The sequence below is a fragment of the Enterobacter sp. EC_64 genome (assembly GCF_019584165.1).
GTDB lineage: Bacteria > Pseudomonadota > Gammaproteobacteria > Enterobacterales > Enterobacteriaceae > Enterobacter > Enterobacter roggenkampii.
The window spans coordinates 41172-67236 of the sequence record NZ_VDAS01000001.1; the positions used below are offsets into that span (position 1 = coordinate 41172).

Here is a 26065-nt window from a genome sequence, read left to right on the forward strand (position 1 = left end):
TCCTGACCCACCGACCATCCTGACCGGCTCTCGTTCTCCTTCCTGGAGGTGTCCCTTACGCATCCTGCGTTATCCACTTCGCTTCATCCAGAAGCCTTCCTGCTGCGCCATCCTGACGAGTCCTGTGTGAGAAACGCCATCATCCTGATGTTCGTTTCTCGTGTCGGCTTCCTGTCGACGGAGATAGAATCCGCTATTCCGCTTCGTCTTACAACCCACTCAGCCAGCGTTGTAAGACGCGGGGACTCCCTAAAAATAATAGGAGGAACAACTAATTCGTTGAAAAATAGAGTGATATTAATCTGAATTTAATGAGGTAATACTGAATGTTCCAGCGATCTCTCACAAACCTTGTAAGAGATCTCTCACACGCGCTGTAGCAGCATGGATTACAGAAGGGGCTCAAGTCGGGTGAGGAAATCCGCAAGAGAAGGGGCGAGAGTCTCGCGATTGCGGGTACCGATAGTCTCTTTAATCACTTCGCCTGACAGGTTACAGACGGAGATAACGTCCAGCTCGCTGTCCAGCGTGGCAATAAAGAGCGTCGGAGAAAGCTTAAGGCGTTTTTGCGTGACCAGATGACCAATCAGGTTTTCCTGAACACGCTGCAGATCGTCTTCGCTCCAGGTCTGCAACAGCGTCAGCGTCATGTCCGCAAAGCGCGCGGGCATATCCCCTGCAAACTGCGTGGCATAAAACGCATGAACCGCTGGTTGTACCACAATGTCCATTGCCCGTTCAACCGCATTTACATTCTGCTCACCGTTATTCGGCTTCGGCTGCCAGATCACGTAATCCTCAAGCGAAGAGATAATGCACGGCGAAGGGACGCCATATAAATCAGCACTTTGCGGCCACGTGCCCTGCTTTTCATGCCATGCGTCGCAGTAGCGGGTCGTGAAGGTAGTGAGGGCATTTGCAGTTTCGATGTCCACCGATTTCTCTCTTCTTGTCAGACAGGATAAACTCAGGCCATAAGTGTACCTGTAAAGTGGCTATGAAACATGTCTTACGAAAATCATCAGGCGTTAACCGGCTTAACGCTGGGTAAATCGACCGATTACCGCGATACCTACGATGCAAGCCTGCTGCAGGGCGTGCCGCGTAGCCTGAACCGCGATCCTCTGGGACTGCACGCGGACGCGCTGCCGTTCGTGGGTGGCGATATCTGGACGCTGTACGAACTCTCGTGGCTCAACGCGCGCGGCCTGCCGCAGGTGGCAGTGGGACACGTTGAGCTGGACTATGCCAGCGTGAATCTCGTCGAGTCCAAAAGCTTTAAGCTCTATCTCAACAGTTTTAACCAGACCAAATTCAACAGCTGGGACGACGTTCAGCACACCCTGGAACGTGATTTAAGCGCCTGCGCGCAGGGAAAGGTGAGCGTTTCACTGTATCGCCTGCACGAGCTGGAAGGCCAGCCAGTCGCCCACTTCAACGGGACCTGCATCGACGATCAGGATATCGAGGTGGAGAATTATGAATTCAGCGCCGATTACCTCGAAAACGCGGCGAGCGGCAAGGTGGTTGAAGAGACGCTGGTGAGCCATCTGCTGAAATCCAACTGCCTGATTACCCACCAGCCGGACTGGGGCTCGGTGCAGATCCAGTATCGCGGGCCAAAAATCGACCGGGAAAAGCTGCTGCGCTATCTGGTGTCGTTCCGCCATCACAATGAATTCCACGAGCAGTGCGTGGAGCGCATCTTTAGCGATATCCAACGCTTCTGCCAGCCAGAAAAATTGAGCGTTTACGCGCGCTACACCCGCCGCGGCGGCCTGGACATCAACCCGTGGCGCACCAATACCGATTTTGTACCGGCGACGGGCCGGCTGGTGCGTCAGTAATATAAATATTTTCACAATATGCGCGGTATCTTCCGCGCTTTAGGTTGTGAAACGTCACGCGGCAGGGCTATTGTAATCAACAGGGAAAGACGATAATCGTCCCGTAAGGAGCTCACTTGATTACACATATTAGCCCGCTTGGCTCAATGGATATGTTGTCGCAGCTGGAAGTGGACATGCTTAAACGCACGGCCAGCAGCGATCTTTATCAACTGTTTCGTAACTGTTCACTTGCCGTTCTGAACTCCGGAAGCCTGACAGATAACAGTAAAGAACTGCTGTCCCGCTTCGAAAGCTTTGATATCAACGTGCTGCGCCGCGAGCGCGGCGTGAAGCTTGAAGTCATCAACCCGCCGGAAGAGGCATTCGTCGACGGACGCATCATCCGTTCACTTCAGGCTAACCTGTTTGCGGTGCTGCGTGACATCCTGTTTGTTAACGGGCAGATCCACAACGCAGGCCGCTTCCAGCATCTCGACCTGGAAAGTTCGGTCCATATCACCAACCTGGTGTTCTCCATTTTGCGCAACGCCCGTGCCCTGCACGTGGGTGAAGCGCCGAACATGGTTGTCTGCTGGGGCGGTCACTCCATTAACGAAACCGAATACCTTTATGCACGTCGGGTGGGCACCCAGCTTGGCCTGCGCGAGCTGAATATCTGTACCGGCTGTGGTCCGGGTGCGATGGAAGCGCCAATGAAAGGTGCCGCAGTGGGTCACGCGCAGCAGCGCTACAAAGAGGGACGGTTTATCGGCATGACCGAGCCGTCCATCATCGCCGCAGAGCCACCTAACCCGCTGGTTAACGAGCTGATTATCATGCCGGATATCGAGAAACGTCTTGAAGCGTTTGTCCGTATCGCCCACGGCATCATCATCTTCCCGGGCGGCGTGGGGACAGCGGAAGAGCTGCTCTATCTGCTGGGTATTCTGATTAACCCGGCCAACAAAGATCAGGTCCTGCCGCTGATCCTGACCGGGCCAAAAGAGAGCGCCGACTACTTCCGCGTGCTGGACGAGTTTATCGTACACACGCTGGGTGAAGCCGCGCGTCGTCACTATCGCATCATCATCGACGATGCTGCGGAAGTGGCGCGCCAGATGAAAAAAGCGATGCCGCTGGTGAAGGAGAACCGTCGCGATACCGGGGATGCCTACAGCTTTAACTGGTCAATCCGCATTGCACCGGATCTGCAGATTCCGTTCGAGCCTTCACACGAGAACATGGCGAACCTGAAACTTTACCCGGATCAGCCGGTGGAAGTCCTGGCCGCCGATCTGCGTCGCGCCTTCTCCGGGATTGTGGCGGGCAACGTCAAAGAGGTCGGTATACGCGCCATTGAGCAGTACGGTCCGTACAAGATCCACGGCGATCCGGAGATGATGCGCCGCATGGATGACATGCTGCAGGGCTTTGTCGCCCAGCACCGCATGAAGCTGCCGGGCTCCGCCTATATTCCTTGCTACGAAATCTGCACATAACGCTTAGCGGCATCTCATCAAAGCCGGGTCGCCCTGTCGCGCGTTCCGGCTTTTTTTATTCCTGATGTAATTCATAGGCATCACTTATATCTTTTACAAAATCGCCACAAACGCAAACGATTACCTGTATTTTTCAACCGTAAATTATCAGCCTTAATCCAAATTACCTGCCAGAAAATACTAAAAACCCATTTCTTTACAGCGAAAGACACCTATATCAAGGGCCAGTCTTTCAGCGCACATGTCGTTGGTGGTAGCCTTCGCGCGCGTAAATTCTCTTTGATGTTTTTTTAACAGATAAATGGTCTAAAGATGCCCACATCATAAGTGGATTATTGCATTTGGGATCGCGATCACTGATAGATTCATAACGAGAATGTATCTTTCCGCCCGCCAATAGTTACGGGCGAAAATTATTAAAAAACCGTCACTGAACGAATTTCATATTACCGTCAGGCACTTTTTCATCGGATTTGACTAAAAACCTGACAATTTGCTTCCTCCAGGAGATACAGATGGAAACCACTCAAACCAGCACCGTTGCTTCGATTGAATCCCGAAGTGGTTGGCGCAAAACGGATACCATGTGGATGCTTGGCCTTTACGGCACGGCAATCGGCGCTGGTGTACTGTTCCTTCCTATCAACGCAGGCGTCGGTGGTCTGATTCCGCTGATCATTATGGCTATCATTGCTTTCCCGATGACCTTCTTTGCACACCGCGGTCTGACCCGCTTCGTGCTGTCCGGTAAAAACCCGGGCGAAGACATCACTGAAGTGGTTGAAGAGCATTTCGGCGTGGGCGCAGGTAAACTGATTACCCTACTCTACTTCTTCGCGATTTACCCTATCCTGCTGGTTTACAGCGTGGCGATCACCAACACCGTTGAAAGCTTCATGCTGCACCAGCTGCACATGACGCCGCCACCGCGTGCCATCCTGTCTCTGATCCTGATTGTCGGCATGATGACCATCGTGCGCTTCGGTGAGCAGATGATTGTGAAAGCGATGAGCGTGCTGGTGTTCCCGTTTGTGGCCGCACTGATGCTGCTGGCCTGCTACCTGATCCCACAGTGGAACGGCGCAGCGCTGGAAACCCTGTCCCTGAGCAGCGCGTCTGCAACCGGTAACGGCCTGCTGATGACCCTGTGGCTGGCGATCCCGGTAATGGTCTTCTCCTTCAACCACTCCCCAATCATCTCCTCTTTCGCCGTGGCGAAACGTGAAGAGTACGGTAATGGCGCAGAGAAGAAGTGCTCCAGCATCCTGGCACGCGCTCACATCATGATGGTGCTGACCGTTATGTTCTTCGTCTTCAGCTGCGTACTGAGCCTCTCCCCGGCGGACCTGGCGGCAGCGAAAGAGCAGAACATCTCAATTCTGTCTTACCTGGCGAACCACTTTAACGCACCGCTGATTGCGTGGATGGCACCGATCATCGCGATGATCGCCATCACCAAATCCTTCCTGGGCCACTACCTGGGCGCACGTGAAGGCTTCAACGGTATGGTGATCAAATCTCTGCGCGGTAAAGGCAAGAGCATTGAAATCAACAAGCTGAACAAAATCACTGCACTGTTCATGCTGCTCACCACCTGGGCGGTAGCGACGCTGAACCCAAGCATCCTGGGCATGATTGAAACCTTGGGCGGCCCGGTCATCGCGATGATTCTGTTCCTGATGCCGATGTACGCGATTCAGAAAGTCCCGGCTATGCGTAAGTACAGCGGTCATGTCAGCAACGTCTTTGTGGTTATCATGGGGCTTATCGCTATCTCTGCGATCTTCTACTCCCTGTACACCATGTTCTGATTCTCACCCGCGCCGTCCCCGGACGGCGCACACCCTCCTCTCTGACTGAAAGCAATGGACGCATCATGATTAGCGTATTCGATATCTTCAAAATCGGTATTGGTCCTTCCAGCTCTCACACCGTCGGACCGATGAAAGCCGGTAAGCAGTTCACGGATGACTTGATTGCACGCGGCATCCTGCACGACATCACCCGCGTGGTTGTCGATGTATACGGCTCACTTTCCCTGACCGGGAAAGGCCACCACACCGATATCGCCATTATCATGGGCCTGGCGGGAAACCTGCCGGACACCGTTGATATTGATGCGATCCCTGGCTTTATCCAGGACGTGAACACCCACGGGCGCCTGCTGCTGGCGAACGGCGAGCATGAGGTTGAATTCCCGGTTGACCACTGCATGAATTTCCATGCGGACAACCTGTCGCTACACGAAAACGGCATGCGCATTACCGCGCTGGCCGGCGACAAAGCGGTATACAGCCAGACTTACTACTCTATCGGCGGCGGTTTTATCGTCGACGAAGACCACTTTGGTCAAACCAGTACCTCTTCTGTCGAGGTGCCGTATCCGTACAAAACGGCGGCAGACCTCCAGCGCCACTGCCAGGAGACGGGACTTTCCCTCTCCGGTCTGATGATGAAAAACGAGCTGGCGCTGCACAGCAAAGAGGAGCTGGAACAGCACTTCGCTAACGTCTGGGAAGTGATGCGCGGCGGTATTGAGCGCGGGATCACCACCGAAGGCGTTCTGCCGGGCAAGCTTCGCGTACCGCGTCGTGCGGCAGCGCTGCGCCGTATGCTGGTAAGCACCGACAAAACGACTACGGACCCAATGGCCGTGGTGGACTGGATCAACATGTTCGCCCTGGCGGTAAACGAAGAAAACGCCGCAGGGGGCCGTGTGGTCACCGCGCCAACCAACGGTGCCTGCGGCATCGTTCCGGCCGTACTGGCGTACTACGACAAGTTTATCCGTGAAGTGAACGCGAACTCGCTGGCACGCTACCTGCTGGTGGCCAGTGCGATTGGTTCGCTGTATAAGATGAACGCCTCCATTTCCGGTGCGGAAGTGGGCTGTCAGGGTGAAGTCGGCGTGGCGTGCTCCATGGCGGCGGCAGGTCTGGCGGAGCTGTTAGGCGCAAGCCCGGCGCAGGTGTGCATCGCTGCGGAAATCGGCATGGAACACAACCTGGGGCTGACCTGCGATCCGGTTGCCGGACAGGTACAGGTTCCGTGCATCGAGCGTAACGCGATTGCCTCCGTGAAGGCGGTAAACGCGGCGCGTATGGCGCTGCGCCGCACCAGCGAACCGCGCGTCTGTCTCGATAAGGTTATCGAAACCATGTACGAAACGGGTAAAGATATGAACGCCAAATACCGCGAAACCTCTCGCGGCGGCCTGGCGATGAAGATCGTGACCTGCGATTAAGCCTCTCAGGAAGCCTCGTTTTGCGAGGCTTCTTCCTGATTTCCCCACCATTCATAGTTTCACGCTGCTGACAGTGTTACCCTTCTTGCATGAGATAGAAGGGAGATTATCTGTGGCCGTTCATTTACTTATCGTCGATGCACTTAACCTGATTCGCCGTATCCATGCGGTACAGGGGACGCCCTGTAAAGACACCTGCCTGCACGCGCTGGAACAGCTTATCCGCCACAGCGAGCCCACCCACGCGGTCGCGGTTTTTGATGACGAAGCCCGCAACACGGGCTGGCGGCACCAGCGTCTGCCCGACTACAAAGCCGGACGCGCACCGATGCCGGACGATCTTCACGCCGAATTACCCATGCTGCGCGCCGCATTTGAACAGCGGGGCGTCCCCTGCTGGGGCGCACAGGGAAATGAAGCCGACGATCTCGCGGCCACCCTGGCCGTAAAGGTGGCGAGTGCCGGGCATCAGGCCACGATCGTTTCAACGGATAAAGGCTACTGCCAGCTGCTCTCCCCGACTATTCGCATTCGCGACTATTTTCAAAAACGCTGGCTGGACGCGCCGTTCATTGCCAGCGAGTTTGGCGTATCGCCTGAGCAATTGCCGGATTACTGGGGCCTGGCAGGCATCAGCAGCTCTAAAGTTCCGGGCGTGGCCGGTATTGGGCCGAAGAGCGCCGCGCAGTTGCTGACCGATTTTCAGAGTCTGGAGGGCATTTACGCCCGTCTGGACGAGGTGCCCGAAAAATGGCGCAAGAAGCTGGAGGCGCATAAAGAGATGGCGTTTATCTGCCGGGAAATCGCAACGCTACAGACGGATTTACAGCTGGACGGGAATTTACAGCAATTGCGCTTAGAACGTTAAAACGACTACAGGGTTTTTGTAGGCCCGGTAAGCGCAGCGCCACCGGGCAAAACAAAGTACGTGCTATCGCTCGTCGCGACGCCCGCCTACGGCCGCCCACCAGCGACGAATATGCACCGTCACCTCTTCGCGGTCGTGATACAGCTGACGCGCCTGGATCTCCACGTTAATCCCGTGTTCGTCCAGTTGCTCCTGAATGTAGGCCAAGTTCTGCGACACCTCCTCATAGCGCTTTTTCATCGGCAGCTTGAGGTTGAAAATGGTCTCGCGACACCAGCCGTTCACCAGCCAGGAGGCCATCAGCGCGGCCACTTTCGCCGGTTTCTCAACCATGTCGCACACCATCCATGAGATGTTGTTGCGGTTCGGGCGATAGCGGAAACCGTCTTCACGCAGCCAGGTGACCTGTCCGGTGTCCATCAGGCTTTGCGCCATTGGGCCGTTATCAACGGACGATACCCACATGTTGCGTTTCACCAGCTGATAGGTCCAGCCGCCCGGGCACGCGCCGAGATCGACAGCGTACATGCCGTTTGCCAGACGCTCATCCCACTCATCCGCCGGGATAAAGACGTGGAACGCCTCTTCCAGCTTCAGCGTAGAACGGCTTGGCGCATCGGCCGGGAAGCGCAAACGCGGGATGCCCATAAAGAAAGGAGAGTTGTTAGTGGTGTACGAGTAGCCCGTATAGCAGCAGCCCGGTGCAATAAAGAAGATATGCACCACCGGACGCTTCGGCGTTTCGTAGTTCGTCAGCACGCCCGCATCACGCAGCGCCGCGCGCAGCGGAACGGTGAACTTACGGCAGAACTTCATCAGCTCTTTACTTTCGTTGGTATCCGCCACTTCAACGCGCAGATCGCCGCCCTTCTCCACCACGCCCTGCAGCATGCCCACGATTGGCGTGATGCGGTCTTCCGGGGGAAGGTCTTTGAGCAGCTCACCCGCGACAAACATCTGGCGCGCAAAAATCAGCGAGCTGAACGGCAGCTCGCGCGCCAGCTTATCCGCATCTTCAGGCTGATAGCATTCGAATACCACATAGCCCGCGTTTTCTTTTGCGCGGGCGAAGCCGAAGATTTCGCGCTTCGCCGCTTTATCGGTAATTTCCGCGGCGCACTCTTTCTCAAACCCCGGGCGACAATATAAAACAACCTTATTCATGAACAACGCCCTTGCGTTTCAGACGGATAGCTCCGATAAACATTAATACCCAACCCGCCAGGAAGCTGACGCCACCGACAGGTGTAACAAACGCCCACAGGCGTAAATGCGAAAGTGCCAGACAGTAAAGGCTGCCGCTGAAAAGCACCGTACCCAGCGCCAGAAAGACGCTGCTCCAGTAAAACCAGATGCTGATACGGCGCTGCATCGCCACCGCCAGCCCAAAGATTGCCAGCGTATGGAACGCCTGATATTCAAGGCCGGTCTGGATCCAGCCCATCTCTACAGCGCCCAACGACTTGCTTAAGACATGTGCGCCAAAGGCGCCCAGTGCAACAAAAATAAAGCCACTCACCGCGGCAAAAATCAGCATGAATCGGCTGGTCATGTTTAAGTCCTGAAATGATGCGTGCCCGGCACACAAACGTTATTGTTCATACCTGAAGCGGAATTTTTCTTGCTCGCTTGCCGCTTTCGCCAGTATCCACTGCCGGAAGGCGGCTATTTTACCCAGTTCTGCCTGACTGTCATGACAAACCAGATAAAACGCATTCTTGCTGACCAGTACATCATTAAATGGGCAGACCAGGCGACCTGCCTCTATTTCGGACTGCGCCATGACGTTGTTCGCCAACGCCACGCCCTGCCCGTGAATGGCAGCCTGTAACACCATCGCACTGTGGCTAAAGATGGGTCCCTGCTGCACGTTTATATGTGTAAGACCTAATTGACGGGTATAAGTTTGCCAGTCGCGTCGAGAGGCATCATGCAAAAGCGTATGCTGCGCCAGGTCAGCGGGAGACTTCAGCGCTTTGTCGCCCGTTAACAGCAGAGGGGAACAGACCGGCAGGAGATATTCTGCGTATAATTTCTCAACACGCAAGCCCGGCCAGTTACCGCGCCCATAAAAAATCGCGACGTCCACGTCATCGGCCAGCTTGTCTTCCTGACGATCCACGGCCTGGATTCGAACGTCTATCCCCGGATAAGCTGAGTTAAAGCTTGAGAGTCTTGGCACCAGCCACTGAATGGCAAAACTGGGCAATAAACTAACAGTCAGAGCACCTTTTGCACTGCGGGCCTGTAGCTTACGCGTGGCTTCAGTAAGCTGCGAAAAAATCTCTTTAATATCCTGAAAATAGCTCTGCCCCTCTTCGGTCAACAGCAACGAGCGGTTGCGTCGACGAAACAGCTTAAGGCCCAGAAAATCCTCCAGAGACTTGATTTGGTGACTTACTGCGGCCTGTGTCACAAAAAGCTCATCGGCTGCGCGGGTGAAGCTCAGGTGACGTGCTGCTGCATCAAAAACACGTAATGCGTTGAGGGGGGGCAATCGCTTTGACATGGTTATATGGCTTAGATGTTAAAGGAATTTAACAAATAGGAAACAACGTTTAACCTATTAGTTTTTTTTATCTGAGCCATTATAATTTGTCCGTTGAGGAACTACCAGCAAATACCTATAGTGGCGGCACTTCCTGAGCCGGAACGAAGAGCTTTTTTCGGAATGCGTGTTCTGAAGGGCTTTTGGCTTACGGTTGTGATGTTGTGTTGTTGTGTTTGCAATTGGTCTGCGATTCAGACCACGGTAGCAACGCTACCAATTTTTCACTTCCTGTACATTTACCCTGTCTGTCCATAGTGATTAATGTAGCACCGCCAACTTGCGGTGCTTTTTTTTCGCCTGCGATCGGTTAATGCTCGATCTCTTTCATCTCTTTCACGTCCGTGCGGTTGATCTGCTGCTTGTTCCCGTTAGCATCTTTGTACGAAATCATCCCGGTATCGTTATCGGTTGTCGGTTTCCCTTCCGAAACGATGGAACGACCATCGTTGGTGTGCATCACGTAGTTGTTACCGGAACAGGCGCTCAGGGCAAAAGTAAACGCACAGGCAGAGATGATTGCAGCTGTCTTATTCATGATTATTCTCCTTTAGCAATTAATGCTATTCAAACCTCGATTTATAACAGGCTAAAACATCCGCCTAACACTATTTAGCATAACCTGCTTTTTTGGGGTCATGAGGATAAGCAGACAATTCTGATAGATATCAACCTCCTTGCCCTGCCGCGGAAATTGCGCGACGATCGTGATATTGAAATGAGGAATCCCATGAACGCTTTCAGTCCTGCGCAGTTCCGCGCACAGTTTCCGGCGCTGGCCGATGCCGGTATTTATCTGGACAGTGCCGCCACCGCCCTTAAGCCACAGGCGGTCATTGACGCCACGCAGCAATTTTACAGCCTGAGCGCCGGGAACGTGCATCGCAGCCAGTTTGCCGAGGCGCAGCGATTAACCGCGCGCTACGAAGCCGCACGCGATCGCGTGGCGCACCTGATCAATGCCGAAAGCGGGAAAAATATCGTCTGGACGCGCGGCACCACCGAGGCCATCAATATGGTGGCCCAGTGCTACGCGCGCCCGCTGCTTCAGCCGGGCGATGAGATCGTCGTCAGCGAGGCGGAACATCACGCCAACCTGGTGCCGTGGCTGATGGTGGCCGAACAAACGGGTGCACGCGTGGTGAAGCTTCCGCTGGGCGCAGACCTTCTGCCCGATGTGGCCCGTCTCCCCGAGTTGATTACCCCCCGTAGCCGCATTCTGGCGCTCGGACAGATGTCTAACGTCACCGGTGGTTGCCCGGACCTGGCTCAGGCGATTCGCATCGCGCATGCCAACGGGATGGTGGTGATGGTCGACGGTGCGCAGGGCGTGGTGCATTTCCCCGCCGACGTGCAGGCGCTGGATATCGACTTCTATGCCTTCTCAGGACATAAGCTCTACGGGCCAACCGGTATTGGGGTGTTGTACGGCAAGCCGGAATTGCTGGCAAAAATGACCCCGTGGCTCGGGGGCGGCAAGATGATCGCTGAAGTGACTTTTGACGGTTTCAAAACGCAGGATGTGCCTTACCGCCTGGAAGCCGGTACGCCGAACGTGGCCGGCGTGATTGGCCTAAGCGCGGCGCTGGAGTGGCTGGCAGAAACAGACAGTGTTCAGGCTGAAAGCTGGAGCCGGGGGCTGGCGACGCTGACAGAGGAAGAACTGAAAAAGCGCCCGGGTTTCCGCTCGTTCCGCGTTCAGGATTCAAGCCTGCTCGCCTTTGATTTTGTGGGCGTGCATCACAGCGACATGGTGACGCTGCTGGCGGGGTATGGCATCGCCCTGCGCGCCGGGCAGCACTGCGCGCAGCCGCTACTGTCGGCGCTCGGCGTGAGCGGCACGCTGCGCGCCTCGTTCGCGCCTTATAACACACAAAGCGATGTTGACGCGCTGGTTGCCGCCGTCGACCGCGCGCTTGAAATACTGGTGGATTAATGACTCACGCTGCTTTAGCCGGACATCCGTTTGGCACCGTCATCACTGAAGAGACGTTAAAACAGACCTTTGCCCCGCTTTCACAGTGGGAAGATAAATATCGCCAGCTGATTCTTCTCGGTAAGCAGTTACCGACCCTCTCTGACGATCTCAAGGCGCAGGCGAAAGAGATTGCAGGCTGTGAAAATCGCGTCTGGCTGGGCGTGAGCGTTTCCGGTGAGAAGCTGCACTTCTTCGGCGACAGCGAAGGCCGCATCGTCCGGGGCCTGTTGGCCGTATTGTTGACGGCAGTGGAAGGGAAAAGCGCGGCGGAACTGCTGGCGCATTCGCCGCTGGCGTTATTTGATGAGCTGGGGCTGCGCGCGCAGCTTAGCGCCTCGCGCGGTCAGGGGTTGATCGCGCTCAACGAGGCGGTACTGGACGCCGCTCGTCAGGCTCAGGCCTGACGTTCCGCCTTCGCCATCATCTTCTTCAGGGCGTGAGACACCGCCACAAAGCCGAAGGAAGCGGTCACCATGGTGGCCGCGCCAAAGCCTGAGGCGCAATCCATTCTTTTTGGCCCTTCCGCCGTGCTTTTCATCGCACACACGGAACCATCGGCCTGCGGGTAGACCAGCGCTTCGGTCGAGAACACGCAGTCTACGCCCAGCTTGCCCTTGCTGTTCTTCACCACGTTGAAGTCGCTCTTCAGGCGTTCACGCAGCTTGGCGGCCAGTGGATCCTGAATGGTTTTCGCCAGATCGGCCACCTGAATCTGCGTAGGGTCGATTTGCCCGCCCGCGCCGCCGGTCGTCACCAGGGGAACCTTGTAACGACGACAGTAGGCGATCAGCGCCGCTTTTGGACGCACGCTGTCGATGGCGTCAATCACATAGCTGTAGCCTTTGCTCATGTATTCGGCGACGTTATCTGCCGTCACAAAATCATCAATCACCGTGACCCGACATTCCGGGTTAATCAGGCGGATACGTTCCGCCATGACCTCCGATTTTGCCAGGCCGACGCTATCACGCAGGGCGTGAATTTGACGGTTGGTGTTGGTGACGCACACGTCATCCATATCAATCAGCGTGATTGCGCCAATACCGGTTCTCGCCAGCGCTTCTGCGGCCCACGACCCCACACCACCAATGCCCACGACGCAGACGTGCGCATCCGCAAACAGCTGCAGGGCTTTTTCACCATAGAGACGTGCCGTGCCGCCAAAACGCTGGCGCCAGGCATCGCTGATTACCACAGACATAACACCTCAGATGTAAAAAGGGTGAGGTTCTCCTCACCCTGAACAGTAATCCGTATTGCGCTCAGAATACCACAATCAGCCGCTGAATACGTTTCCGGCACCCGGTGCCGCCTTAAGCACCCACACGCGTCCGTAGTGGTTATACCAGCCTGCGCGGTGGCCTGCATCCGGGCCAATGCCCTGATAGATATCGAAGTGCTGCCCTTTGATCGCGCCGCCAACGTCCAGCGCCACCATCAGACGCAGCTCATACTGGCCGTTGAACTTGCCGTTGTTATCCAGCAGCGGGACCTCTGCCAGCAGCGTGGTGCCCGCAGGAATAATCGAACGATCCGATGCCACCGACGCACGGCCAATCAGCGGTACCGCGCTCGCCCCTTTCACCGGCGCGAAATTTTGCGGTTTAAAGAAGACGAACGACGGGTTCTGCTCCAGCAGCTCACGCACCTCGGCTTCGCTGTGCTTTTCGCCCCATTCGCGGATCGCCTGCATCGACATGTCTTCTTTCTTCACTTCGCCGCGGTCGATCAGCACCTTGCCAATACTGCGATAGGCGTGGCCGTTTTTACCGGAATAGCTGAAGAAGTTAAGCGGCGAGCCATCGCCAAAATCAATATAGCCGCTGCCCTGAACGTCCATGATGAAGTTGTCCATCAGGGAGTTGCTGTAAGCAAGAACGTAGTTTTCGCTCAGCGCACCGGCGTAGATCTCGGCGCGCGACGGCAGACGGCCGCGTTTTGGCGGCATACGGTAGATAGGGTACTGGAACTCGCCCTGACGCGTGTGTCGTGCCTGAATAACCGGGGTGTAATAGCCGGTGAACTGGACGTTGCCGTAGTTATCGGCCCCTTCCATCTGCCAGGCGTCGATACCAAACTGGCGCATGTTGCGCGTATCGCCGCCCGCGCGCAGCCAGTCCTGCACCGCGCTATAAACGTTGTTCTGTGCGCTGTACAGACGCGGTGACGCGTTGCGGATCTGGTAGACCTGCTCGGAGAAATCTCCGGCATTGATCGGTGCGCCGACCGCATCAGGCTGATTAACTAAAGAGAAAGGCTGGGATAACTTCCCGTCTTTATACTGTTGACCGCGATCGGTCGGTTTGGAAGAACAGGCCGCAAGAATCGCTACCATTGCGCCCGCCATCAGATACTTCGCCCAACGTCCTTTCATTCTGTCTCGTCTTTAAGTTGCCCATTTCCGCGTGATGAAGATAACAAACCGCCAGGGCTAATGAAATGCGATCGCATGCCCTTTGGCAAATTTTGCGCAAAAAATAGTCCAAACAGCGCCATGTCGTTCAATTTGCATACAAAATCATGATAAATGTGAAAAAGGGGTTGCATCACAAGTCTATCCGAGTATAGTGCGCATCCACGGACGCGGGGTGGAGCAGCCTGGTAGCTCGTCGGGCTCATAACCCGAAGGTCGTCGGTTCAAATCCGGCCCCCGCAACCAATTAAAATTTGATGAAGTATCTTCTACGACTGTAGAAAGACGGACGCGGGGTGGAGCAGCCTGGTAGCTCGTCGGGCTCATAACCCGAAGGTCGTCGGTTCAAATCCGGCCCCCGCAACCAATCAAATTTGAAGAAGTAAGTTTCTGCGAGAGTAGAAAGACGGACGCGGGGTGGAGCAGCCTGGTAGCTCGTCGGGCTCATAACCCGAAGGTCGTCGGTTCAAATCCGGCCCCCGCAACCAACACTTCTAAAACAATAAACACCCTTAAGGGTGTTTTTTTGTATCTGTCGTTTGTGAATTTGCCGGGCGTTTACCCGGCCAAAAGATCTACCCGCGCCGCGCCAGCGTCGCCCCGTCAGAGAAATACGCACGAATCCCTGCCAGAATCGACTCCGCCACTTCCTGCTGGAATTTTGCCGTCTTGAGCTTACGCTCCTCTTCCACGTTACTGATAAACGCGGTTTCAACCAGGATGGACGGGATATCCGGCGCCTTGAGTACCGCAAATCCGGCCTGTTCAACGCTGTTCTTGTGCAGCTTATTGATGTTGCCCAGCTTGCCCAGCACCGCTTTACCAAACTTCAGGCTGTCGTTAATGGTCAGCGACTGCACCATATCGAACATGGTGTGGTCAACGTAGCGATCGCCGCTTTTGCTCACGCCACCGATCAGATCCGAGGCGTTCTGGGTGTCCGCCAGGTATCGCGCGGCGGTACTGGTTGCGCCTTTGGTTGAGAGCGCAAACACCGACGAGCCGCTTGGCTGACGGCTGGTAAACGCATCTGCATGGATCGAGACGAACAAATCTGCGCGCTGTTTCTGCGCTTTCGCCACCCTGACCTTCAGCGGAATAAAGACGTCTTCATTACGCGTCATATAGGCGCGCATGTTGCCTTCTTTATCAATCAGCGCCTTCAGACGACGGGCAATTTGCAGAACCACGTCTTTTTCACGCGTGCGGTATTTCCCCACCGCACCGGAGTCTTCGCCGCCGTGGCCTGGATCGAGCATGATCACAATCGGGCGATCGCGCCCTGCTTTCCCCGGCTGCGGGCCGCTTTGCGCTGGCGGAACCTGACGCTGCAGATCGCCTTTGTTGTAATCTTCCAGCAGGGCAAGAAGCGGATCCTGAATATCCGTCGCATTGGCCGGGTAGAGATCCATGACCAGGCGCTCTTTGAACGTCGCGACAGGCGCCAGGGCAAACAGCTGCGGCTTCACGTTCTGCTTCAGTTCAAACACCATGCGCACGGTTTGCGGATCGAACTGCCCGACGCGCGCCGATTTAATAAACGGATCGTCGCCGCGGATCTGCGCCGCCATCCCTTTCAGCACGGAGTTGAGGTTAACGCCTTCGAGATCCACCACCACACGTTCCGGGTTGCTGAGAGCAAATTGCTTATATTTCAGCACGCGATTGGATTCGACCGTCACGCGCGTATAGGTCGACGATGGCCAGACGCGCACCGCCACGACCTGACTGGTGGCGGCAAGACCGACCTGACTGACGCTAAGCAACCACATTGCCCCGGCCCCTTTTAACAAACGGCGGCGGCTTATTGCTGAATTGGATCCCGACATGCTTCTCCCGAGCAAGAACACTGACTGATATACAAAATGTCCAGATTGACCGAAAACTTTAACGAATGACGCATAAACTGTCATCTATAAAAGGGTAAACAATCATACGCTAACGCACGGATTACTTATCATTTTCTGTGGGTCGCGGAAAATTTGCGCTTGCACACGCGGCCACAATCGAATAAAAATACAGAAATTACGAATAAACATTCATTAAGGGTTGTGCCATGGTGAAGGAACGTAGAACCGAACTGGTCCAGGGATTCCGCCATTCTGTTCCCTATATAAACGCCCATCGGGGAAAAACGTTTGTCATCATGCTTGGCGGCGAAGCCATTGAGCATGAAAATTTTTCCAGCATCGTCAATGACATTGGCCTGCTGCACAGCCTGGGGATCCGCCTGGTGGTGGTCTATGGCGCGCGCCCGCAGATCGACGCTAACCTGGCCGCTCACCACCACGAGCCGATTTACCACAAGCATACCCGCGTCACGGATGCCAAAACCCTTGAGCTGGTGAAGCAGGCGGCAGGTCTGCTGCAGCTGGATATCACAGCTCGCCTGTCCATGAGTCTGAACAACACGCCGCTGCAGGGCGCGCATATCAATGTCGTGAGCGGCAACTTCATCATTGCCCAGCCGCTCGGCGTGGACGATGGCGTGGATTATTGCCACAGCGGCCGCATTCGTCGTATTGATGAAGAAGCCATTCACCGCCAGCTGGACAGCGGCGCCATCGTGCTGATGGGCCCGGTCGCCGTTTCGGTGACCGGCGAAAGTTTCAACCTCACTTCAGAAGAGATCGCCACGCAGCTGGCGATCAAGCTGAAGGCGGAAAAAATGATTGGGTTCTGCTCCTCGCAGGGCGTCGTGAATGATGAAGGAACGATCGTGCCGGAACTCTTCCCGAATGAAGCCCAGGCCCGCGTGGAGGCGCTGGAAGCCGAAGGCGATTACTACTCCGGCACGGTCCGCTTCCTGCGTGGCGCCGTGAAGGCCTGCCGCAGCGGCGTGCGTCGTAGCCACCTGATCAGCTATCAGGAAGACGGCGCCCTGCTGCAGGAGCTGTTCTCCCGCGACGGTATTGGTACGCAGATTGTCATGGAGAGTGCGGAGCAGATCCGCCGCGCCACCATTAACGACATCGGCGGTATTCTGGAGCTGATCCGCCCGCTGGAACAGCAGGGTATTCTGGTGCGTCGTTCACGCGAGCAGCTTGAGATGGAAATCGACAAATTCACCATTATTCAGCGCGATAACCTGACCATCGCCTGCGCCGCGCTCTATCCGTTCCCGGAAGAGAAGATCGGTGAAATGGCCTGCGTGGCGGTGCATCCTGATTACCGCAGCTCTTCACGCGGTGAAATGCTGCTTGAGCGCGTGGCGGCACAGGCGCGCCAGATGGGGCTGAGCAAGCTGTTCGTCCTGACGACGCGCAGCATTCACTGGTTCCAGGAGCGCGGGTTCACGCCGGTGGATATCGATTCTCTGCCGGAAACGAAGAAAGAGATGTACAACTATCAGCGCCGTTCAAAAGTGCTGATGGCGGACCTGGGATGATACGACGCCCTCACCGTGCGGCGAGGGCGTTCGTTCAGAGGGACTCAAATATCGCGCCCAGCCCGCTTCGGCGTTCCGTGCGGGTGGCAATCGCCTGCACCAGCACGCGTTCATCGGTATACAGCGACAGGCGCTGACGCGCGCGCGTAATGGCGGTATAGATCAGCTCGCGGGTAATGACGGGGGAAAGCTGCGTGGGCAGGATCAGCGCCGCGTGGTTAAACTCGGAGCCCTGGGACTTATGCACCGTCATCGCCCAGGCGGTTCCATGCTCGGGCAAACGGCTGGGCTGGAAAGACTTCACGCTCCCGTCCGGCATCTGGAACCAGACGCGCAGCCCCTGGCCGCAGTCGAGCGCAATCCCGATATCCCCGTTAAACAACCCCAGCGCGCTGTCGTTGCGGGAAATCATCACCGGCCGCCCTTCATACCAGCGCGAGTGCGGGGTGCGGTTTATTTTACGCGTTTGCACCAGCAGCTGTTCCAGCCTGTCGTTCAGGCCCCGGACACCAAAGGGCCCTTCCCTCAGCGCACAGAGCAACTGATATTCACCAAATGCAGCAATGACCTGCTCCGGTGAACGCTGCTGTTGTACGCCCGTCAGAAAGTGCTGATACCCCTGCAGGGCATCATCCAGCATCGCCTGATACTCTTCCCCGGTCTGCAGCGATTTTTTCTCAATATCCGTAAAGGTGCCGTCAAACACCGCAGTGGTTGTGCGCCGGTCGCCCCGGTTCACGGCCGCCGCAAGCTGGCCGATACCGGAATCGCTGCCGAAGCGGTAGCTTTTCTGCAGCAGACACAGGCTGTCGCGCAGCGCTCCTGCAAGCGAATGGTTTTCAGAAGTGAGCGAGCATCCGGTGAGACGGGCTAATTCCTGAGCGCGTTCTGCGGTATATCCCAGGCTGGCATAGGTGCAGATATCGCCCAGCACAGCCCCCGCCTCCACGGAGGCAAGCTGGTCGCGATCGCCCAGGAAAATAACGCGCGCGTGCGGCGGTAGGGCATCAATCAAACGCGACATCATCGTCAGGTCAATCATCGACGCCTCATCCACCACCAGCACATCCAGGTGCAGGGGATTACCGGCATGGTAGCGCAAACGCTGGCTGCCGGGCTGAGCGCCAAGCAAACGGTGCAGCGTGCTGGCTTCGTTGGGGAAAAGCGCCAGCTGCTCCCCGGTAAGCGGCAGCTTTTGCAGCGCGCCGCCTAACGATTCCGTGAGACGCGCCGCCGCTTTACCGGTGGGGGCCGCCAGGCGAATACGGCACTTTTGCTCACCCGACAGCTGAATTAGCGCGGCAAGCAGTTTTGCCACGGTGGTCGTTTTCCCGGTGCCCGGTCCGCCTGAAATCACCGAGATCCGACGCGTTAAGGCCACGGCTGCCGCCACTTTCTGCCAGTCTGTCGCCTCGTCAGAGGAAAACAGCGCATCCAGCGTTTGCCGGAGCTGCGTTTCATCGCAGGGAAGCGGGGCGTTGGTCTCGCTGAAGAAGCGCGCCACCGTCAGTTCGTTACGCCACAGCCGGTTAAGATACAAACGCTCGCCGACCAGAATCATTGGCGTCCCGGTATCGGCCCCGCTCACGGCAGGCGAACCGCGTAGTATCGCCTGCCAGTCCACGGCGTCACCCAGCAGCGCGAAACACGCCTGTAAAGCCGGAGGCATTTTCTCATCCACCGCCAGACGCGACAGCGGCAGGCATACGTGCCCTTCCCCCGCGTCTTTGCTCAGAATGGCGGCGGCAAGCATGACGGCAGGCTCCTCGCCTGCCACCATCATGGCAAACTGCACGTCCAGGTGGCGCAGTAATCGTTGTTCAACCGCGTCCAGCAGTAGCGCCTGCATCGTCATGCCATCTTCTCCGTGCCTGCGGCAAACAGGTTATCCATTTTTTCAATCAGTTCCACAGCCGGACGCGTGCTAAAGACGCCGGAATGCGGGTCGTTGGCATCCACGCCGCGCAGGAACAGGTAAATCACGCCGCCAAAATGCGCGTCGTAACGGTAATCGGCAATACGATGGCGCAGGTAACGGTGCAGCGCCAGGGTATAAAGCTGGTACTGCAGATCGTAGCGATGCAGTCGCATAGCCGACGCCATCGCCTGTTGGGTATAGGCTGTGCTGTCTTCGCCCAGCCAGTTCGATTTGTAATCCAGCAGGTAGTAGCGCCCGTCGTGGCGGAAAACAAGGTCGATAAAGCCTTTTAGCATTCCCTGCACCTGGCGGAAGTTCAGCGGCGGGCACCCGGCGGATAGCAGATCGTACTCGCGGATCAGCGCATCAAGCGCCTCGGCCCTGAGCGGGCTGGCGATGGGGAGATAAAACTCCATCTCCACCTGCTTATCTTTGGTGGTCAACTGGCTAAGCGAGATCCCCTGGGCCGTGAGCGGGGCGTGCAGAACCGCGCGGATCCATTCAGTAAGAACCGGCTGCCATTGCGCGTCGTAACCACCGCTCTGTAGCATCTTCAGCACCCACGCTTCGGAAACCGGCTGGGTAAAATCCAGCTCTTCAAACAGGCTGTGTAAAAACGTGCCCGGCGAGGCGCCGCGCGGGAACTGGTGCGGCGTCAGCACCGGCTCAGCGGGTACGCTACCGGCGCCTGCGGCATCCACGTCCAGTTTTGGCATCAGATCCTGCGCAATACTCTGCCCGTGCTGCTGTAAGCCAGAGTAGCTGGTAACGCGCCAGTCGTCGGCAATCGTACGTACCACCTGACGGGCATGGAGATCTGACTCGTGCGGCTCCGGCATGTGCCAGCGGCTGTTGTCGGGCAGCGAAGGAATATGCAGGGCAACATGCTCAGAGCAAAGGGATTCGATGCACTGGCGCAGGCCCGCCGCGTCTTTGGGTTCACCCTGCTGAATAAGCCGCCCCAGCGCGCTCAGATGAAAATCGCTCTCCCCGCTCTTTTCGCCCCGACGCCGGAACAGCGGCGCAACGCCCAGGCTGCAGTGCCAGACCGAGCGGGTTAGCGCCACGTAGAGCAGGCGTAAATCTTCCGCCAGACGTTCGGCCTCTGCCAGCTCAACGCTGGACTCCGCGTTGCTGAGATCGAGCACCGCCTCAAAAGACTCGCGATCGTGGTAAAAAGCCTGATCCTGCACGCGGTAATTGGCGATAAACGGCAGCCAGACCAGCGGATATTCCAGGCCTTTCGACTTGTGGATGGTGACGATCTGCACCAGATGTTTATCACTCTCGAGGCGCATCTGCTGGCTGGAGGAATTGCTGTTCGGATCGGCAATCTGCTGCGCCAGCCAGCGCACCAGGGCGTGCTCGCTCTCCAGCTGCGTACCCGCTTCCTGCAAGAGTTCGCTGATGTGTAAAATATCGGTCAAACGCCGCTCGCCACCTGCGGTAGCCAGCATATTCTCGGCAATGTGGCGCTGAGCCATGAGCTCGCGCACCATCGCCATCACCCCACGCTTCTGCCATCTTTCCCGGTAGTGGACAAACTCTTCCACCACCGCATCCCACGCGGCTTCGTCATTGTTGAGCGCATCAATATCGCGCGCGTTCAGTCCGAGCATCGCGCTGGCTAATGCGCTGCGCAATGTACTTTCCCGCTCCGGGGCCAGCACGGCCTGCAGCAGCCATAACATCTCCTGCGCCTCCAGCGTTTCAAAGACGCTGTCACGGTTCGAGAGGTAGACGGAGGGGATATTCAGTAACGTCAGGGCGTCGCGGATGAATGCGGCCTCCTGACGGCTGCGCACCAGCACCGTAATATCCGATGCCTTTACCGGGGTGGGGTTATCCCCCTTCCACAGCAGCGCCTCGCCCCGCGCTCCCGCACTGAGCCAGTCACGGATTTGCGCAGCACAGTGCTGGGCCATGGCATTTTGATAGTCGGCAACGCCGCAGCCTTCCCCATCCAGCAGCCAGAAGTTCATGGCAGGCTGCGTCACGCCGTTAAACTCGAAGCGCAACGAGGCGTTTTTCGGGGCAAATTTTACCGGCTGAAACGGGATCTCACGGAACATAAACGCCGTATCCATGCGGCTAAACAGCGCGTTGACGCTTTCCACCATGCCGGGAGAGGAGCGCCAGTTGGTATCGAGCGTGTAGTGCGCGGCAACCTCGCTGCGTGCCTTCATATAGGTAAAAATATCCGCACCGCGGAAGGCGTAGATGGCCTGTTTCGGATCGCCGATTAACAGCAGCGCGGTGTCGGGCTGCTGGCGCCAGATACGGCGGAAAATGCGGTACTGCTGAGGGTCGGTGTCCTGGAATTCGTCTATCATCGCCACCGGGAAGCGGGTGCGAATCGCGGCGGCAAGCGCTTCGCCATTTTCACTGCACAGCGCCGCATCCAGGCGGCTCAGCATATCGTCGAACCCCAGCTCGCCACGGCGGCGCTTTTCGCGCGCCACGGCTTCACGAATTTCCGTCATGGCGCGAGCGATCATCAGATCGTTGAGCGTAAGGGGCTCCGCCAGCAGGGTTTCAATCGCCACAAACAGGGGATGCTCAGGTACAATGCCGTCGGCTTTTGTCCGCTCAGCCAGGAAACGTTGGGAGAATTTCTCCAGCGCGTCCGGGAGCTGGTAGCCCCGCGTCTCTTCCTGCGCCCAGGCGCTGACCTTGTCGATCCATTTTCCCTGATTGCCACGGTTGAACTTGCGACGATCGATGCCGGAATTTTCGATAATGGCGTCAATCTCGCCGACTGACTCCATCCACTTTTGCTTGATGTCTGCAATTTTCGCGATGATTTTTTCATGCCGCGTGGCCAGGGTTTCATCTGCCTGTGGCGGGGATTTGATGACCGGCGCTTCCCCCTGCAGATAACGATCGATCGCGCGCAGCAGCGCTTCCGGGCCTTTCCAGAGCGCGTGTACCGCTTCGGCAATATCGCGCTGTAAGGGGTAGCAGTGGCGACGCCAGAAATCCGCGCAGGCCTGATAGCGAAGCACGGATTCATCTTCAATAAGCTGCTGTTCGAACAGCATACCGGACTCGAACGCGTTCAGGCTCAGCATGCGCTGGCAAAAACCGTGAATGGTAAAGACGGACGCTTCGTCCATCTGCCGTTCAGCGAGCAGCAGCCACTGGGCTGCCTGCTGCTTATCGGCAATCTCTTCCAGAAGGCTCGCGTAGAGGGGGTTATCCGTGCTCTGACGCAGACAGGCGATGCGCAGCTCGTGGATATTGGTACGAATACGGCCCCGCAGCTCCGCGGTAGCGGCCTCGGTGAAGGTGACCACCAGCAGCTCTTCCACGCTCAAAGGACGTGGAAAAGCGGCGTTGCCGCCAAGGCCTAACAGCAGGCGCAGATAGAGGGCGGCAATGGTGAAGGTTTTTCCCGTTCCCGCTGAGGCTTCAATCAATCGTTCACCCTGCAGAGGTAAACGTAAGGGATCAAGGGACTCAGCGGTATCGGTCATTCTTTCTTACTCCAGGGCATAGATTGCTGCAGCGCGCTGACGCTCTTCCAGACTTTCCAGCCTTTCGGGTTCACGTACTCCGTTTTCCCGTTCTGGCTACCGGAAACCTGAGACAGGATGGTGATTCCCTGCGGCTTAATGACCGCCTGATGGAAGAAGTCGGCAACCTTCTGCGGCGTCAGCTGTTTTATCTCGGCCACTACTTTATCACGCGAATCAAATTTCAGATTACCGCGATCGAAATCTTTGCTCAGCTGCGAGGCTTCTTCACCCAGCGTCTGCGGCGGCTGCATCACCTGCGCGATGACGGCCTGCTGGATCTGAGCGAACTCTTCCGGCTTCATGGCACGCAGTTTTGCTTCCACCTGCGGGAAGAAGGCCTGGTAACGCTGCCAGAGATACGCCGGTTGTTTATCGCTGCTTTGCAGCAGGAAACCCAGCCCCCACTGACGACCGACGTTCATGGAAAAGGCAAACACCGCGTAGCCAAGCTGCTCCTCTGTGCGTAACTGGTTATAGAACCACGGCTGAATAATCTGTCCCAGCACGGCGCTCTGCGCTGAACTGGCGAATTCATCGTAGCCCGTTGGCACAAAGACCGCGGCCAGCGCGGAATCCGTGCTGTTACCCGCTTTTTCAAAGATCACATTCTGCTTTTTCTCAACCAGCACGTCCTGGTTGCGGCACCACTCGTCGCCTTTAGAGCCGAGCTGAGTGCGGACATTCTGCGCCAGGGTTTTGGCCTGCTCCTCACTCATGTTGCCAACGATCAGGAACTCCGGACGCGTGTTGGTTTTCAGCGCGTCGCGGTACGCGAGCACGTCTTTTAAGGAGATGGAAGGCAGCAGCGCGCGGCGATCCTCACGCTGGAAATAAGGAACCTGAGACAGCATTTGCGCTGGCATAAGCGCCAGATCGTAAGCCTTGCCCTTCTCGGCAGAATCCATCATCTGGGCATACCAGGATTTAGCCTGCTCAAGCTGCTCTTCCGTCGGCGTGTAGCTGAAGTAGCCCTCCAGCAGGGCCTGGAACAGCTGAGGCAAGCGCTGGGTATAGCCGTTTGCATTAAGCATCAAACCGTTATTGGCGTTGGTGGAGAAGCTGATCCCGCCCACGGCGGCCTGGTTGCTGAGCTGATCGAGCGCGATACCGGCGAGATAGTCATTGAGCGCGAACATCACCTGATTTTTGGCGCTGTTCATGGCTTTCGGGTTACGCAGCACCACGCTGACATCGGCCTTTGGCTCGCTGGCGAAATAGCGACTTGGGGTGTACACGACGCGCAGCGTGGGCTCATCAATGATGAGTTCCGGATGCGGGTAATCTTTCGTCGTTTTGATCAGCGAGAAGTCATCCGGAATATAGGGGTTCAGCTCCGGCAGCTTCAACGCAATCTCCCCGGCCTTCTTCTGCCAGTCGGCGAAGGTCTGGGCGCTGATTTTATCCACCTGATAAGGGGCATCGACAAAGTACGCCGTCTTGTTATGCGGTTCGTTCGGGCTGATGTACCAGATGCGGGCATTCTCCGGCGTCATCATCGCCAGGCGGGCTTTTACCGCCCCGGCATCATACTGGTCGGCAATATTTACCGCGTCGAGGGTATGTTCCACCGGCACGCGGATCATGGTGTCAGCAAGCCACTCCACATAATCCATGTCGCGGGTGATGGACGGGTAGCGGAAATCGAGATCCAACACGTGCGCGAGTTCATCAAAATAGCGCTTATCGACGCCTTTCTCACGCAGTAAGGAGAGGTAGCTAAAGATAGCCGCTACGACTTCATCACGGTTGGCCTGTCCTTTGTCAGTCAGGGTCGCGGAGATCGCCAGCACGCCGCTATTGCCGTTCACAACCGGATCGGAGTCGGCGCGAATGCCTTCCGCCAGCCCCTGCTTTTGCAGCCAGTCAGACAGCGTACCCGGGCTACGGTTACCAATCAGATAGGTGACCAGCTCATCGGTTTTACTGCGAAACTGTGCCGTGTTGTTATCAATGCGGAATTCCACGCGCAGCACTTTGCGCGGCATGGCAGGAACGTAGTGGATCACGATGCCTTTTTGCGCGTCAGTGACCACCGGAACGGTTATTTGCGGCAGGTCGATATTTTTATTCGGCACCCGGCCAAAGGTTTTGGCCGCCATGGCTGCCAGCTCCGGCAACGTTTTATTGCTGTAGATGACCGCTTTCATCAGGTTGGCGGAGTAGTATTTATCGCGAAACGCGTGCAGGGCATCCAGCACCGGGCTGTTCGGTTTGTCGCTCAAGGTTTCCAGGTTACCACCGGAGAAGCGCGAGCCCGGGTGCGCCGGGTTGATGGTTTCGGCGCTGACCTGCGCCATGCGCATACCGTCTCGGGTGCGGGCCATGGTCAGCTCGGCATTCACTGCATTGCGTTCACGCTCGGCGTATTTTTTATCCAGCAACGGCGCGGCGATGGAATCAGCGAGGCGATCGACCGCCCCTTCCAGCGCATCATTTTCGACTTCGAGATAAAAGGCCGTGCGGTACGGTGCCGTACTGGCATTGTGGCTGCCGCCATGCATCTTCAGAAATTCGGACAGGCTATCTGGCTGCGGGTATTTTTTTGACCCCATCAGCGTCATATGTTCCAGATAGTGTGCAAGCCCTGGATGAGCGTCAGGATCTTCCAGCGACCCAACCGGCACCACTAATGCCGACAGGGATTTCACCGCCTGCGGGTCGGAAACCAGCAGCACGGTCATCCCGTTATCAAGGCGAATAGCCTGATATTGACGGGTATCTTTTTCGCTCTTACGGATAGTTTCCTGAACGGGTTGCCAACCGGAGTCTGCGTGAGTGACGGGCGCCCAAAGGGCAATAAACAAAACAAACGCTTTAAACAAGGTGCTGCCTGGCATTACGACCTCTTTATCACGGCTACAT

19 protein-coding genes and 3 tRNA genes are annotated in these 26065 nt (G+C 56.7%); 11 read left to right on the forward strand and 11 right to left on the reverse strand.

Features of this window, described 5'->3' with window-relative positions:
* Positions 1–389: 389 nt before the first annotated feature.
* Entirely contained in the window at positions 390–935 is a 546-nt protein-coding gene (gene syd / locus FHC52_RS00185; RefSeq protein WP_008499639.1) for a SecY-interacting protein, read from the reverse strand.
* Positions 936–1004: 69 nt separating this feature from the next.
* Between syd and queF the strand changes: the two genes are divergently transcribed.
* From queF to xni, 5 genes are all read left to right on the forward strand, one after another.
* Positions 1005–1847 (forward strand): NADPH-dependent 7-cyano-7-deazaguanine reductase QueF, encoded by an 843-nt coding sequence (gene queF / locus FHC52_RS00190; protein WP_021241894.1) that lies wholly within the window; start codon positions 1005–1007, stop codon positions 1845–1847.
* Positions 1848–1963: 116 nt separating this feature from the next.
* Positions 1964–3328, forward strand: a complete 1365-nt coding sequence (gene ppnN / locus FHC52_RS00195) for a nucleotide 5'-monophosphate nucleosidase PpnN (RefSeq protein ID WP_126288470.1) — start codon at positions 1964–1966, stop codon at positions 3326–3328.
* A 515-nt stretch (positions 3329–3843) separates the two neighbouring features.
* Complete coding sequence (locus FHC52_RS00200) at positions 3844–5139, forward strand: HAAAP family serine/threonine permease (protein WP_008499642.1); 1296 nt, start codon at positions 3844–3846, stop codon at positions 5137–5139.
* A 65-nt stretch (positions 5140–5204) separates the two neighbouring features.
* Complete coding sequence (gene sdaB, locus FHC52_RS00205) at positions 5205–6572, forward strand: L-serine ammonia-lyase II (protein WP_023294463.1); 1368 nt, start codon at positions 5205–5207, stop codon at positions 6570–6572.
* A gap of 112 nt (positions 6573–6684) precedes the next feature.
* Positions 6685–7440: a flap endonuclease Xni gene (gene xni / locus FHC52_RS00210; protein WP_021241892.1), complete on the forward strand. Its 756-nt coding sequence runs from the start codon at positions 6685–6687 to the stop codon at positions 7438–7440.
* 63 nt (positions 7441–7503) lie between these two features.
* On the opposite strand, the gene rlmM is transcribed toward xni, so the two are convergent.
* From rlmM to FHC52_RS00230, 4 genes are all read right to left on the reverse strand, one after another.
* Entirely contained in the window at positions 7504–8604 is a 1101-nt protein-coding gene (rlmM, locus tag FHC52_RS00215) for a 23S rRNA (cytidine(2498)-2'-O)-methyltransferase RlmM (protein WP_220419847.1), read from the reverse strand.
* Positions 8597–8992, reverse strand: a complete 396-nt coding sequence (locus FHC52_RS00220; protein WP_008499646.1) for a DUF423 domain-containing protein — start codon at positions 8990–8992, stop codon at positions 8597–8599. The genes rlmM and FHC52_RS00220 overlap by 8 nt, the downstream gene beginning before the upstream one ends.
* A 39-nt stretch (positions 8993–9031) precedes the next feature.
* Positions 9032–9949, reverse strand: coding sequence for a glycine cleavage system transcriptional regulator GcvA (gene gcvA / locus FHC52_RS00225; RefSeq protein ID WP_008499647.1), 918 nt, complete (start codon positions 9947–9949; stop codon positions 9032–9034).
* Between the two features lie 349 nt (positions 9950–10298).
* The gene (locus FHC52_RS00230) at positions 10299–10526 is read right to left on the reverse strand and encodes a YgdI/YgdR family lipoprotein (RefSeq protein ID WP_008499648.1); all 228 of its coding nucleotides are present in this window, start codon (positions 10524–10526) and stop codon (positions 10299–10301) included.
* A 192-nt stretch (positions 10527–10718) separates the two neighbouring features.
* On the opposite strand from FHC52_RS00230, the gene csdA reads away from it, so the two are divergent.
* A complete protein-coding gene (csdA, locus tag FHC52_RS00235; protein WP_070533312.1) occupies positions 10719–11924 on the forward strand; it encodes a cysteine desulfurase CsdA in 1206 nt (401 codons plus the stop codon).
* A complete protein-coding gene (gene csdE, locus FHC52_RS00240) occupies positions 11924–12370 on the forward strand; it encodes a cysteine desulfurase sulfur acceptor subunit CsdE (RefSeq protein ID WP_008499650.1) in 447 nt (148 codons plus the stop codon). The genes csdA and csdE overlap by 1 nt, the downstream gene beginning before the upstream one ends.
* Here csdE and tcdA read toward each other — a convergent pair.
* Both tcdA and mltA read right to left on the reverse strand, forming a co-directional pair.
* Positions 12361–13167, reverse strand: coding sequence for a tRNA cyclic N6-threonylcarbamoyladenosine(37) synthase TcdA (tcdA, locus tag FHC52_RS00245; RefSeq protein WP_008499651.1), 807 nt, complete (start codon positions 13165–13167; stop codon positions 12361–12363). The two genes, csdE and tcdA, sit on opposite strands and share 10 nt — an antisense overlap.
* A 75-nt stretch (positions 13168–13242) precedes the next feature.
* Positions 13243–14340, reverse strand: a complete 1098-nt coding sequence (gene mltA / locus FHC52_RS00250) for a murein transglycosylase A (RefSeq protein WP_021241890.1) — start codon at positions 14338–14340, stop codon at positions 13243–13245.
* A 208-nt stretch (positions 14341–14548) separates the two neighbouring features.
* Between mltA and FHC52_RS00255 the strand changes: the two genes are divergently transcribed.
* The 3 genes from FHC52_RS00255 to FHC52_RS00265 all read left to right on the forward strand — a co-directional run bounded on the left by FHC52_RS00255 (position 14549) and on the right by FHC52_RS00265 (position 14867).
* Positions 14549–14625 (forward strand) — tRNA-Met (locus FHC52_RS00255).
* Between the two features lie 44 nt (positions 14626–14669).
* Positions 14670–14746, forward strand: a tRNA-Met gene (locus FHC52_RS00260).
* A gap of 44 nt (positions 14747–14790) precedes the next feature.
* Positions 14791–14867: transfer RNA gene (locus tag FHC52_RS00265), tRNA-Met, on the forward strand.
* Positions 14868–14954: 87 nt separating this feature from the next.
* Here FHC52_RS00265 and amiC read toward each other — a convergent pair.
* Positions 14955–16208 carry an N-acetylmuramoyl-L-alanine amidase AmiC gene (amiC, locus tag FHC52_RS00270; RefSeq protein WP_021242006.1) on the reverse strand — a complete coding sequence of 418 codons (1254 nt, stop codon included), beginning with the start codon at positions 16206–16208 and terminating at the stop codon, positions 14955–14957.
* Positions 16209–16435: 227 nt separating this feature from the next.
* On the opposite strand from amiC, the gene argA reads away from it, so the two are divergent.
* Positions 16436–17767 carry an amino-acid N-acetyltransferase gene (gene argA / locus FHC52_RS00275; protein WP_023294467.1) on the forward strand — a complete coding sequence of 444 codons (1332 nt, stop codon included), beginning with the start codon at positions 16436–16438 and terminating at the stop codon, positions 17765–17767.
* Between the two features lie 34 nt (positions 17768–17801).
* Here argA and recD read toward each other — a convergent pair whose 3' ends face one another.
* From recD to ptrA, 3 genes are read right to left on the reverse strand one after another with little or no spacing between them, the layout of a single operon-like run.
* Positions 17802–19622 carry an exodeoxyribonuclease V subunit alpha gene (recD, locus tag FHC52_RS00280; protein ID WP_220419848.1) on the reverse strand — a complete coding sequence of 607 codons (1821 nt, stop codon included), beginning with the start codon at positions 19620–19622 and terminating at the stop codon, positions 17802–17804.
* Positions 19619–23161, reverse strand: a complete 3543-nt coding sequence (gene recB / locus FHC52_RS00285) for an exodeoxyribonuclease V subunit beta (protein WP_220419849.1) — start codon at positions 23159–23161, stop codon at positions 19619–19621. Before recB ends, recD begins: the two co-directional genes overlap by 4 nt.
* Positions 23158–26040 (reverse strand): pitrilysin, encoded by a 2883-nt coding sequence (gene ptrA, locus FHC52_RS00290; protein ID WP_220419850.1) that lies wholly within the window; start codon positions 26038–26040, stop codon positions 23158–23160. Before ptrA ends, recB begins: the two co-directional genes overlap by 4 nt.
* Positions 26041–26065: the final 25 nt, after the last annotated feature.

Excerpts from the sequence above, each read along its gene's own strand:
- queF (WP_021241894.1), top strand. The coding sequence starts at position 1,005 with ATGTCTTACGAAAATCATCAGGCGTTAACCGGCTTAACGCTGGGTAAA.
- FHC52_RS00200 (WP_008499642.1), top strand. The coding sequence starts at position 3,844 with ATGGAAACCACTCAAACCAGCACCGTTGCTTCGATTGAATCCCGAAGT.
- sdaB (WP_023294463.1), top strand. The coding sequence starts at position 5,205 with ATGATTAGCGTATTCGATATCTTCAAAATCGGTATTGGTCCTTCCAGC.
- rlmM (WP_220419847.1), bottom strand. The coding sequence starts at position 8,604 with ATGAATAAGGTTGTTTTATATTGTCGCCCGGGGTTTGAGAAAGAGTGC.
- FHC52_RS00220 (WP_008499646.1), bottom strand. The coding sequence starts at position 8,992 with ATGACCAGCCGATTCATGCTGATTTTTGCCGCGGTGAGTGGCTTTATT.
- gcvA (WP_008499647.1), bottom strand. The coding sequence starts at position 9,949 with ATGTCAAAGCGATTGCCCCCCCTCAACGCATTACGTGTTTTTGATGCA.
- FHC52_RS00230 (WP_008499648.1), bottom strand. The coding sequence starts at position 10,526 with ATGAATAAGACAGCTGCAATCATCTCTGCCTGTGCGTTTACTTTTGCC.
- csdA (WP_070533312.1), top strand. The coding sequence starts at position 10,719 with ATGAACGCTTTCAGTCCTGCGCAGTTCCGCGCACAGTTTCCGGCGCTG.
- csdE (WP_008499650.1), top strand. The coding sequence starts at position 11,924 with ATGACTCACGCTGCTTTAGCCGGACATCCGTTTGGCACCGTCATCACT.
- tcdA (WP_008499651.1), bottom strand. The coding sequence starts at position 13,167 with ATGTCTGTGGTAATCAGCGATGCCTGGCGCCAGCGTTTTGGCGGCACG.
- mltA (WP_021241890.1), bottom strand. The coding sequence starts at position 14,340 with ATGAAAGGACGTTGGGCGAAGTATCTGATGGCGGGCGCAATGGTAGCG.
- amiC (WP_021242006.1), bottom strand. The coding sequence starts at position 16,208 with ATGTCGGGATCCAATTCAGCAATAAGCCGCCGCCGTTTGTTAAAAGGG.
- argA (WP_023294467.1), top strand. The coding sequence starts at position 16,436 with ATGGTGAAGGAACGTAGAACCGAACTGGTCCAGGGATTCCGCCATTCT.
- recD (WP_220419848.1), bottom strand. The coding sequence starts at position 19,622 with ATGACGATGCAGGCGCTACTGCTGGACGCGGTTGAACAACGATTACTG.
- recB (WP_220419849.1), bottom strand. The coding sequence starts at position 23,161 with ATGACCGATACCGCTGAGTCCCTTGATCCCTTACGTTTACCTCTGCAG.
- ptrA (WP_220419850.1), bottom strand. The coding sequence starts at position 26,040 with ATGCCAGGCAGCACCTTGTTTAAAGCGTTTGTTTTGTTTATTGCCCTT.